The organism is Pantoea sp. UBA4549, from assembly GCF_002387285.1.
In the GTDB taxonomy this organism is placed as follows: domain Bacteria; phylum Pseudomonadota; class Gammaproteobacteria; order Enterobacterales; family Enterobacteriaceae; genus Pantoea; species Pantoea borealis.
The window spans coordinates 534,625-546,078 of sequence record NZ_DGLH01000009.1; the positions used below are offsets into that span (position 1 = coordinate 534,625).

The window sequence follows — 11,454 nt, forward strand, 5'->3', positions numbered from 1 at the left end:
TTTAATGGAACAGCATAACGCACAGCACGTGTGGTTTGTTATCGGTACACAGCACCTCTACGGCGCGGAAACGTTGCGCCAGGTGGAAGAGCACGCGCGTCAGGTAATGGAAGGGCTTAATCAGGCGGGTACACTGCCGGTGCCGCTGGTGCTTCAGCCGCTGGTCAAATCGCCGGATGAGGCGCTGGCGCTCTGCCGGGCAGCGAATCACGACAACCAGTGCGTCGGCATCATCACCTGGCTGCACACGTTTTCGCCGGCAAAAATGTGGATTGGCGGACTGAGCGTTTTAAATAAGCCGCTGCTGCAGTTCCATACCCAGTTTAATGCAGAGATCCCGTGGGACAGCATGGATATGGATTTTATGAACCTGAACCAGACCGCACACGGCGGCCGCGAGTTCGGTTTCATCGGCGCACGTATGGGATTACAGCATAGCGTGATCACCGGCCACTGGCAGGATCGCACCAGCCAGCAGCGTATCAGCCGCTGGATCAACGCCGCGCTGGCAAAACAGGCGAGCCAGCAGCTTAAGGTTGCCCGTTTTGGCGATAACATGCGTGAAGTTGCCGTCACTGAAGGTGACAAGGTTGCCGCCCAGATCCAGTTTGGCTACGCCGTTAACGGCTGGGGCGTGGGCGATCTGGTTGAGGTGATCAATGGCGTCAGCGACGGTGACGTCAGCGCGCTGATCGATGAGTATGAGAGTCAGTATCTCTTCAGCGAGGCGGCAGCCGTTAACGGCGACAAGCGGCAGAACGTGCTGGACGCTGCGCGCATTGAGCTGGGCCTGAAACGCTTCCTGGAGGATGAAGGGTGTAAAGCGTTTACCACCAACTTCCAGACGCTGCACGGTATGACGCAGCTGCCAGGGCTGGCAGTGCAGCGTCTGATGGGCCAGGGCTATGGCTTTGCCGGCGAGGGTGACTGGAAAACCGCAGCGCTGCTGCACATTCTCAAAGTGCAGGCAGGCACACGTGCGGGCGGTACCTCTTTCATGGAGGATTACACGTATCACTTCTCGCCGGGCAACGATCTGGTGCTGGGTTCGCACATGCTGGAAGTTTGTCCTTCTATCGCCAAAGAGGAGAAACCGCTGATTGATGTTCAGTTCCTGGGTATTGGCGGCAAGGCCGATCCGGCGCGCCTGATTTTCTCGACGCCGGCCGGACGCGCGATCAATGCCAGCGTGATCGATCTTGGCGATCGTTTCCGCCTGCTGGTTAACGTGGTGGATGCGATTGAGCAGCCTAAACCGCTGCCAAAGCTGCCGGTTGCCCGTGCGCTGTGGCGTGCTCAGCCGTCGCTGGCAACGGCGTCAGAAGCCTGGATCCTTGGCGGCGGCGCGCACCATACGGTATTCAGCCAGGCGCTGGATCTGGAGGATATGTATCTCTACGGCGAACTGAACGGTATTGAAGTCATGGTGATCGATGAAGAAACCCGCCTGCCTGCGTTTAAGGACGCGCTGCGCTGGAACGAAGTCTATTACCGCTTAGCCCGCTGATTCTGATAACTGACCAGAAATTAAGCCGCGCGCCGTCGCGGCTTTTTTATTGCCTGAAATTCCCGGTTTAAAACCGGCCAGGGAGCCAATATCGACCAGGGGCGCATGAATGCGTATGGCCGAAGAGCCAATATCGGCCAGGGGCGCATTAATGCGTATGGCTGAGGAGCCGGTATCGGCCAGGGGCGCATGAATGCGTATGGCCAGGGAGCCAATACCGGCCAGGGGCGCATTAATGCGCCCCCTACGGGGTGACTGTGGCATGCCGCAGGGGCGGCATTAATGCCGCCCTGGTTTCCGCAGATATCCGATACGGGAAGATGGGGTTCTGGCAACGCGTGATGGGGCTGGCAGGCCGGTAAAGCCCGGGGCGAAGAGCAAAGCGTCCGCGCCAGGGATGGCGCGGCCGATCGGCAGGACGCCGGGTTCCTTTGCGATCGCCCCGGGCTTTACCGGCCGTAGTATCGAAATGAATGGAGGCTGAGGAGCCGGTGTCAGCCAGGGGCGCATGAATGCGTATGGCTGAGGAGCCGGTATCGGCCAGGGGCGCATAAATGCGTATGGCCAGGGAGCCAATATCGGCCAGGGGCGCATTAATGCGCCCCCTACGGGGTGACTGTGGCATGCCGCAGGGGCGGCATTAATGCTGCCCTGGTTTCCGCAGATATCCGATACGGGAAGATAGGGTTCTGGCAACGCGCGATGGGGCTGGCAGGCCGGTAAAGCCCGGGGCGAAGAGCAAAGCGTCCGCGCCAGGGATGGCGCGGCCAATCGGCAGGACGCCGGGTTCCTTTGCGATCACCCCGGGCTTTACCGGCCGTGGTATCGACATGAATGGAGGCAGGGAGCCGGTGTCGGCCAGGGGCGCATAAATGCGTATGGCCGAAGAGCCGGTGTCGGCCAGGGGCGCATAAATGCGCCCCCTACGGGTGGGATGATGCCGGATGGAGGCCAGGGGCGTATAAATGCGCCCCTACGGGGTCAGGCGTTTGACCGGTGCGTTTTGCTGGCGATCCCACATCACGGTCAGCATGCGCTGCAAGGCGATAAAAGCAAACAGCAGGATACCGATAGCAATCTTGGTCCACCACGAACTCAGCGTTCCGTCGAAATTAATCCACGTCTGAATCAGACCCTGAATCAGTACGCCAAACAGCGTGCCAAGCACGGTACCCACACCGCCCGACAGCAGCGTACCGCCAATCACTACCGAAGCAATTGCATCCAGCTCTACGCCCAGCCCGGCCAGCGCGTAACCGGCTGAGGTATAGATAGAGAACACAATACCGGCCAGCGTCGCCAGCGTTGTGGAAAGCATATAAACCTTAATGGTCGTCGCGCGGGTCGACACGCCCATCAGCTGCGCCGAGGTGAGATTGCCGCCAATAGCGTATACCTGATTTCCGAATCGGGTACGGTGCGCCAGAATAATGCCCCCGGCGACCACCACCAGCATAATCACCGCCAGCAGGCTCAGCCGTCCGCCGCCAGGGATTTTCCACGCCAGGCCTGACAGCGTGGCGTAAAGAGGATGATCAATCGGAATGGAATTCTCTGACACCAGGTAACTGCAGCCGCGCAGAAAAAACATACCTGCCAGCGTAATAATAAACGCCGGGATCTTCAGCGCATCGATCAGCCAGCCCATCATGGCGCCGAACAGCGCCCCCAGCGCGAGAACCACTGCAAACGCCAGCAGCGGATCCAGGTGGAAATCACCGATAATGCGTGCCAGAAACACGCCGGTAAAGGCGATTACCGCCCCTACAGACAGATCGATGCCGCCGGACAAAATCACAAAGGTCATGCCCACGGCAATAATGCCCAGAAAAGCGTTATCCGTCAGAATATTGCAGATAACCCGTGTTGATGCGAAGCCTGGAAACTGGCTCAGACAGAACAGATAACCTGCCACAAATACCAGCAGCGTGATCATCAATGGCAAATGACGCTTTATCATCTTGAACGCTTCCCCTTCAGCATGGCGATAAAACGCGGCGACTGCAGCAACAGCACGCACATCACGACCACCGCTTTCACAACCTGGTTGAGTTCTGGCGGGAAACCCGACAGCAGGATCCCGGTATTCATAGACTGGATAATCAGAGCACCAATCAGCGACAGCACCAGGTTAAAGCGGCCGCCCATCAGGGATGCGCCGCCAATCACCACGGCCAGAATGGCATCCAGCTCCAGCCACAGGCCGGCGTTATTGGCGTCAGCACCCCGGATATCGGCTGCCACAATCAGTCCGGCTACCGCCGCACATAAGCCGCTAATCACATAGGTCGACATCACCACCAGCCAGCCGTTAACGCCTGCATTGCGCGCCGCGCGCAGGTTGATGCCCACCGCTTCAATAAACAGCCCCAGCGCTGTTTTGCGCGTTAGCAACCAGACGGCCAGCGCCACCAGCAGCGTGATCCACACCGGTACCGGTAACCAGAGCAGCGAGCCGCTGCCAAACCACGCCAGGCTCTCGCTGTTGAACGTCACGATCTGCCCCTGCGTAATCAGCTGGGCCACGCCCCGCCCCGCTACCATAAGAATCAGCGTGGCCACAAACGGCTGAATCTTCAGCAGCGCAACCAGCACCCCATTCCATAAGCCGCATAGCAGACCGGTGCCCAGCGTTACCAGTACAATCACGCTCAGGCTATGTCCGGCGACGGTCAGCGTGGCCGCCGTTGCGCCCGCAATCGCCATAACCGCACCCACGGACAGATCAATTCCGCCGGTCGCAATCACCAGCGTCATCCCCACGGCGAGCAGCGCTACCGGTGCAGCACGATTCAGAATATCGATTGGGCTGCCAAACAGACGACCATCCTGAATATGAATGGCAAAAAAGTTATTCGCGACCAGGCTGTCAATCAGCAGCACCAGAATCAGCGCGGCGATCTGTGGCATACCCGGCGGCAGTTTCAGCTTACGTCTTTCAGGTTTTGACTGTGTCATAGGTGATTCAAGCATGTTGTGCGCCTCCCTCAGCAATGGCGTTCACAATGGACGCCACGGAGAGCTGCTCGAGTGGAATTTCAGCCACCTGCTTCAGATCGCGCATAATCACTACGCGATCGGCGTAGCCAACCAGCTCTTCCAGTTCCGAAGAGATCACCAGCAGCGCCAGACCATCCGCGCAGAGCGACTCGATCAAACGAATAATCTCAGCGTGCGCCCCCACATCGATGCCGCGCGTGGGCTCATCCAGGATCAGAAACTGGGGTTTGGTCACCAGCCAGCGCGACAGCAGCACCTTCTGCTGATTGCCGCCTGACAGCAACTCGATCGGCTGGTCGGCGTGCGGCGTACGAATGCCGAGACTTTTAATAAAGCGATCGGCAATAGCCTGCTGCTCGCGTCGCTTGATTGGACGCAGCCAGCCGCGCTGGGCCTGCAGCGCCAGAATAATATTCTCACGCACGGAAGCCGCACCAATAATGCCATCTGTTTTACGATCTTCGGGACAGAACCCCATTCCGAGGCGGGAGGCCTGCGCCGGGGTGCGAATAGTCTGCACCTTGCCTTTAATGCGCGCAGTACCGCGATCGGCCCGCCGGATCCCAAACAGCACCTCTGCGGTTTCAGTGCGGCCTGAGCCGAGCAGACCCGCCAGGCCGACTACCTCGCCCGGCCTGACCTGCAGGCTGAAGGGTTCAATGGTGCCTTTTTTGCCGTAATCTTCAAACGCTACCACCGGCTGATCGCTGCGTAAGGTGCTGCCCTGCCGCTGCAGTGCGGTTTCGAGCAGCTCACGCCCCAGCATCAGTTTGATAAGCTCTATTTGCGGCAGTGAGGCGGTATCACGCGTGGCAATAAACTGGCCGTTGCGTAACACGGTAATGCGATCGGTAATACGGTACACCTGATCAAGAAAATGGGTCACAAAGATCAGACTCATGCCTCTGGCGCGCAGCTGCGCCATCAGCGTAAACAGCATCTCTACTTCACTGGCATCCAGACTCGCCGTGGGCTCATCCAGAATCAGTATCTGTGCGGACAAATCGACCGCGCGGCAGATAGCGATAATCTGCTGCATGGCGACAGAGTAATGTCCCAGCGGGCGCGTTACATCCAGCGCAAAGCCATAATTGCGCATCAGCGTGTCAGCATCACGGTTCATTTTGCGACGATCGACCATGCCAAAACGCTTTGGCTCACGGCCAATATAAAGGTTATCCGCCACCGACATATTTGGCAGCAGGTTAACTTCCTGATAGACCGTGCCGATCCCTGCGCGCTGCGCATCTGCCGTACTGTGCGGCGTGATTGCCTCTCCGTTAAGGGTGACAGTACCGGCATCGCGTGAATAGACGCCGGTCAGCACTTTAATCAGCGTTGATTTGCCAGCGCCGTTTTCACCCAGCAGCGCCATGATCTCGCCTTTGCGGATAGTAAACGACACGTTGTCCAGCGCTTTTACGCCGGGAAACCCTTTACTGATGCCGCTCAGCGTGAGCAGCGGTGTATCATCGATGGTGCTCATCAGGCTCTACCTCGCTGACGTCAGCAGAGCCGCCCCGCAGGGCGGCTGCAGGGATCAGTAACCCATGTTTTTCTTTTTATCGAGTTCTGTCTGCGCATCCGCCGGCAGGAAGAGCTTCGACTCCGTTTTAATGATTTTTGGTGGCATGGTGCCATCTTTCTTAAACTTCTCCAGCGCATCAAACGCCGGGCCGGCCATATCTGGCGTCAGCTCTACGTTGGCATTGGCCTCACCGGCCAGCATCGCTTTATAGATATCCGGTACGCCATCAATCGACCCCGTCAGAATATCTTTGCCCGGCTTCAGACCTGCTTCTTTTATCGCCTGGATGGCACCGATTGCCATGTCATCATTGTGGGCATACACCATGCAGATGTTTTTGCCGTTATTCTCAGCTTTAATAAAGCTCTCCATCACCTCTTTACCTTTACTGCGGGTAAAGTCACCGGATTGAGAACGGATCACTTTAATGTTGTTATGTCCGGCTATCGCCTCTGCAAACCCTTTTTTACGATCAATAGCCACACTGGCACCGACCGTTCCCTGTAGTTCGACAACGTTACACTGCTTGTCGCCGACGGTTTTCACCAGCCAGTCACCAATCAGCTTGCCTTCCAGCACGTTGTCTGCGGTCACCACTGACATGTAGAGGGATTTATCCTTAACGACAATGGCGCGATCCAGCAGGAATACCGGAATTTTGGCATCTTTCGCTTCTTCCAGCACCGGCTCCCAGCCGGTCTGCACCACCGGCGCGATGAAGATGGCATCCACTCCCTGAGCAATAAACGAACGTACTGCTTTGATCTGATTTTCCTGCTTCTGCTGGCCATCGGCGATTTTCAGCGTAATGCCGCGCTTTTTAGCTTCGCTTTTCGCTACGCTGGTTTCAGCTGCACGCCAGCCCGATTCTGAACCAACCTGCGAGAATCCCACTGTCATATCAGCAGCCAGCACCGGCGTGCTAAGCGCGGCGCTTACCATGGCGGTCAGGAGTAAACGTTTCCACATAGTTTTCATTCCTCTGAAGGGAGTGTGTAGTCGGGGTACAAACGCAGATTAAGCCTGACGTAATTCAGGTAAAACTAGCGCGACGTAACTCACAAAACAGAATGATTTAAAGGAGTTACGCTGTTGAAGCATGATTAGTGACCGTCAGCTTTATGGATAAAACGGCTGTGTTTTATTATCGAAGGGGATAAATAACTGTAATAAACAGAACTGGTTAGATTTGAACAGGCTGGAAGCGATTACAACGGCTGCGTAAAGAATGGTTATGCTGTTGTTCATAAAGCAATAAGCAATTTTGTGATAACCCGCACACTACGCCAGACGGTACGCTGGCTTAATCAACCCGTTGTGCCGGCGGGACTTAATTGCCGGCAAAAAATAAATAAAAAAAGCGCGGCGGTTATCCCCTGTTAGTTTTTCTCACAGCAGGGGAAATAAGATGTTTTCAAAATAGATGTTTTGCTGTGAAACCGCGCGGCATAACTAAAAAAATTGCTACTACTGAAGTAATTAATCTACCTGGTCTGAATTTTGAATTTTTTTAACACGGATATATAGACAGCAGCAGCGTGCTCCCTATACTTGAGCCCTCAATCGTTCTTTCTGTTTAATGGCAATCATGACTGCGCTGGATTACCTGCTAAAATTTCGCAAAGTGAATAATCTTGAGAGTCTTGAAAAACTCTACGATCATCTCAACTATTCGCTGACCGATGATAATGACATCATCAATATGTATCGTGCTGCCGATCATCGCCGCGCTGAACTGGTCTCTGGTGGCCGATTATACGATCTGGGCTGTGTACCTAAGTCAGTGTGGCGCTATGTGGTTTAATTATGTCTGAATCTCTTCACTCACCGCGCATCGGGGGCTGGCTGCTACTGCCGCTGGCCTGGCTGATTATGACCATGCTCACCAGCGCACTGGTTATCGCGCTCTACCTGCGTCCTCTGTTTGACAGCGAGCTGCGCACCACTCTGTTTTCACACGCTAATCTGCTGTTATCGCCGTGGCTGATTTCCCTGCTTACTGCCACTGCGGTCTGGCTCTACAGTATCTGGGTAGGCTGGATATTCTGCAGACGCTCACGGCGCCTGCCACGCCACTATACAATCTGGCTGCTGATGACCGTACTGCTGGCGCTGAAAACCTTTGCGTTTACGCCGGTTGCAGACGGCAAAGCGCTGCAGACTTTGCTTCTGACGCTACTGGCTGCCGCCCTGTTCGTTCCCTACTTTAAGCGCTCACGGCGGGTTAAACATACGTTTACTGCTCCGTAATTCGTCAGGAATTTAATTCTGCGTGCTCTCAGGGCTGCTCCCGCCGGCGTAAAGGTTGAGATGTAGCTCTCATTTCCGGATAATATCTGCCTTTAGGCTTCCCAGGTTAAACCATGACCGATTACTTGCTTCTCTTTATTGGCACAGTGCTGGTGAACAACTTCGTGTTGGTCAAATTTCTCGGCCTCTGCCCGTTCATGGGCGTGTCAAAAAAACTGGAAACGGCCATTGGCATGGGACTTGCCACCACGTTTGTTATCACCCTCGCTTCGGTGTGCGCCTGGCTGGTTAACCACCTGATTTTGATCCCGCTGGATCTGGTTTATCTGCGCACCATGGCCTACATCCTGGTGATTGCCGTCGTGGTCCAGTTCACAGAAATGGTGGTGCGGAAAACCAGTCCATCTCTCTACCGGCTGCTGGGGATCTTCCTGCCGTTAATCACCACCAACTGTGCGGTACTGGGTGTGCCATTACTGAGCGTTAATCTTAACCATACGTTTCTGCAGGCCGCCCTCTACGGCTTTAGCGCCTCGCTGGGCTTTTCACTGGTGATGGTGCTGTTTGCCGGCATGCGTGAACGTCTGGTGCTGGCTAACGTGCCGGCACCGTTTAAAGGTAACTCTATCGCCCTGATTACCGCCGGCCTGATGGCGCTGGCGTTTATGGGCTTTACCGGTCTGGTGAAATTCTGATATGACCGCTATCTGGATAGCAATTGCTGTACTCAGCGCGCTGGGGCTGATTTTTGGTGGCCTGCTCGGCTACGCTTCGCGCCGTTTTGAGGTGGAAGAAGACCCTATTGTCGAACAGATTGATGCCGTACTGCCACAAAGCCAGTGCGGCCAGTGCGGCTACCCGGGGTGCCGCCCTTATGCGGATGCGGTAGGTAATAACGGTGAAGCGATCAATAAATGTGCACCGGGTGGTGAGCAGACCATGCTCAGGCTGGCTGAACTGCTGAACGTTGAGCCGCAGCCACTTGATGGTGGTGCCGATATCCTTACGCCGGTGCGTACCGTCGCCTGGATCGACGAAGAGAACTGCATCGGCTGCACCAAGTGCATTCAGGCGTGCCCGGTGGATGCCATTGTGGGTGCCACGCGCGCCATGCACACCGTGCTCAGCGACGTCTGCACGGGCTGCGACCTGTGTGTCGCTCCGTGCCCGACTGACTGCATTGAGATGCGCCCGGTCGCCACCACCCCAGCAAGCTGGAAGTGGGATCTCAACACTATTCCTGTAAAAGTGATCCCGGCAGAACATCATGCTTAATCTGTTAAATCTGTTTCGCAAAGAGAAGCTGTGGGATTTTCAGGGCGGTATTCATCCGCCGGAAATGAAAACACAGTCTAACGGCACGCCGCTGAGCACGCTGCCGTTGCCTGAGCAGTTTGTTATTCCCCTGAAGCAGCATATTGGCCATGAGGGTGAGCTCTGCGTCTCGCCAGGCGATCGCGTGCTGCGCGGTCAGCCGCTGACTTTTGGCAGCGGACGTATGCTGCCGGTACATGCGCCAACCTCAGGCACCATAGAGGCTATCGCGCCGCACATGACGGCGCACCCGTCCGGGCTCTCAGAGCTGTGCATTTTCCTGCGGGCTGACGGTGACGATCGCTGGATCGAGCGTGACGCGCAGCCTGATTACCGCGCGCTGAGCCGGGAAGAGGTCATCAGGCGCATCCACAGCGCCGGCGTGGCCGGGCTGGGTGGCGCCGGGTTCCCGACCGCCACTAAATTGCGTGGCGGCCTGCAGGGTGTCAAAACGTTAATCATCAATGCCGCAGAGTGCGAGCCTTATATCACCGCTGATGATCGGCTGATGCAGGATCACGCAGCTGAAGTGCTGGAAGGCTGCCGGATCCTCGCCTGGGTGCTGCAGGCAGAACGCGTTCTGGTAGGTATTGAAGATAACAAACCTGACGCCATTGCTGCCCTGAAACAGGCGCTGCGCGGCGAACGCGATATTGAGATCCGGGTTATCCCGACAAAATATCCCTCTGGCGGCGCGAAACAGCTGACAAAAATCCTGACCGGACGGGAAGTGCCGCACGGCGGACGCTCAACCGATATTGGCGTCCTGATGCAGAACGTCGGTACCGCCTGGGCGGTTAAGCGTGCGATTGTTGATGGTGAACCCATCACCGAGCGCGTGGTCACGCTGACCGGCGATGCGATTGCGCAACCGCGCAATGTCTGGGGGCGTCTTGGTACCCCGATCAGTCACCTGCTGCGCCAGGTCGGTTTCCAGCCGGGTCCGCGTCAGATGGTGATCATGGGCGGGCCACTCATGGGCTTTACCCTGCCCTCCCTCGACGTGCCGGTGGTAAAAATTACCAACTGTATTCTGGCGCCTGCCGCCAGCGAAATGGCTGCACCGCAGGAAGAGCAATCCTGTATCCGCTGCAGCGCCTGCGCGGATGCCTGTCCGGCGAAGCTGCTGCCGCAGCAGCTTTACTGGTATAGCCAGGGCGGCGATCATGAAAAAGCGCGCGCGCATAATATCGATGACTGTATCGAATGCGGCGCCTGCGCCTATGTCTGTCCAAGCAATATTCCGCTGGTTCAGTATTACCGGCAGGAAAAAGCTGAGCTGCGCGCTATCGATCTTGAGGCGAAACGTACAGCAGAAGCCAAGGCGCGCTTTGAGGCGCGTCAGGCACGCCTGGAACGCGAGAAACTGGCGCGTGAAGCGCGTCATGAAGAAGCGAAGCAGCGCGTTGCACGCAGCGATAACGGTGAACGCGACGCTGCCGCTGCTCGCGTTAAAGCGCGTCAGGCGAAAACGCCAGAGCAGGAAATAGCCGAACGTGAAGCGCGTCACGCCCAGGCGCTGGCACAGCAGGCGGCAACCCAGGCAGAAACGCAGCCGGTTACCCGTCAGACCGGCGATCCGCGTAAAGCGGCGGTGGAAGCCGCAATCGCCCGGGCGAAAGCGAAAAAAGCGGCTCAGCCAGAGAGCGAAGCCACGGCAGAGAACGACCCGCGTAAAGCAGCGGTGGAAGCCGCAATTGCGCGTGCGAAAGCGAAAAAGGCAGCCACGGAGCGTCCTGAGGTCAGTCCTGCTGATATGCCGGCAGCGGAAGCCTCTGCGCCGGCAACGGAAGAGGATCCGCGTAAAGCTGCCGTCGCCGCGGCTGTTGCCCGTGCCAAAGCGAAAAAAGCAGCC

Annotated in this window: 10 protein-coding genes; 6 read left to right on the forward strand and 4 right to left on the reverse strand. The window is 56.8% G+C overall.

Going from position 1 to position 11,454, the window contains the following annotated elements:
- Positions 1-4: 4 nt before the first annotated feature.
- Positions 5-1,507 (forward strand): L-arabinose isomerase, encoded by a 1,503-nt coding sequence (gene araA / locus B3041_RS09170; RefSeq protein ID WP_065649433.1) that lies wholly within the window; start codon positions 5-7, stop codon positions 1,505-1,507.
- Between the two features lie 973 nt (positions 1,508-2,480).
- Here araA and yjfF read toward each other — a convergent pair.
- From yjfF to ytfQ, 4 genes are read right to left on the reverse strand one after another with little or no spacing between them, the layout of a single operon-like run.
- Positions 2,481-3,467, reverse strand: coding sequence for a galactofuranose ABC transporter, permease protein YjfF (gene yjfF / locus B3041_RS09175; RefSeq protein WP_065649435.1), 987 nt, complete (start codon positions 3,465-3,467; stop codon positions 2,481-2,483).
- The gene (gene ytfT, locus B3041_RS09180; RefSeq protein ID WP_414692381.1) at positions 3,464-4,465 is read right to left on the reverse strand and encodes a galactofuranose ABC transporter, ATP-binding protein YtfT; all 1,002 of its coding nucleotides are present in this window, start codon (positions 4,463-4,465) and stop codon (positions 3,464-3,466) included. The genes yjfF and ytfT overlap by 4 nt, the downstream gene beginning before the upstream one ends.
- Positions 4,466-4,472: 7 nt before the next feature.
- A complete protein-coding gene (gene ytfR, locus B3041_RS09185) occupies positions 4,473-5,993 on the reverse strand; it encodes a galactofuranose ABC transporter, ATP-binding protein YtfR (protein WP_065649437.1) in 1,521 nt (506 codons plus the stop codon).
- A gap of 54 nt (positions 5,994-6,047) precedes the next feature.
- Positions 6,048-7,004 (reverse strand): galactofuranose ABC transporter, galactofuranose-binding protein YtfQ, encoded by a 957-nt coding sequence (gene ytfQ, locus B3041_RS09190; RefSeq protein ID WP_065649438.1) that lies wholly within the window; start codon positions 7,002-7,004, stop codon positions 6,048-6,050.
- Between the two features lie 619 nt (positions 7,005-7,623).
- Here ytfQ and ydgT point away from each other — a divergent pair.
- The 5 genes from ydgT to rsxC all read left to right on the forward strand — a co-directional run.
- Complete coding sequence (gene ydgT, locus B3041_RS09195; protein ID WP_039384201.1) at positions 7,624-7,839, forward strand: transcription modulator YdgT; 216 nt, start codon at positions 7,624-7,626, stop codon at positions 7,837-7,839.
- A gap of 2 nt (positions 7,840-7,841) precedes the next feature.
- Positions 7,842-8,285 (forward strand): DUF2569 domain-containing protein, encoded by a 444-nt coding sequence (locus tag B3041_RS09200; RefSeq protein ID WP_065649439.1) that lies wholly within the window; start codon positions 7,842-7,844, stop codon positions 8,283-8,285.
- A gap of 113 nt (positions 8,286-8,398) precedes the next feature.
- Positions 8,399-8,980, forward strand: coding sequence for an electron transport complex subunit RsxA (gene rsxA, locus B3041_RS09205; RefSeq protein ID WP_065649440.1), 582 nt, complete (start codon positions 8,399-8,401; stop codon positions 8,978-8,980).
- Position 8,981: 1 nt separating this feature from the next.
- Positions 8,982-9,560, forward strand: coding sequence for an electron transport complex subunit RsxB (gene rsxB, locus B3041_RS09210; protein WP_065649441.1), 579 nt, complete (start codon positions 8,982-8,984; stop codon positions 9,558-9,560).
- Positions 9,553-11,454: electron transport complex subunit RsxC (gene rsxC, locus B3041_RS09215; RefSeq protein WP_292971628.1), on the forward strand; the 1,902-nt coding region annotated here is incomplete at its 3' end. The genes rsxB and rsxC, both read left to right, overlap by 8 nt.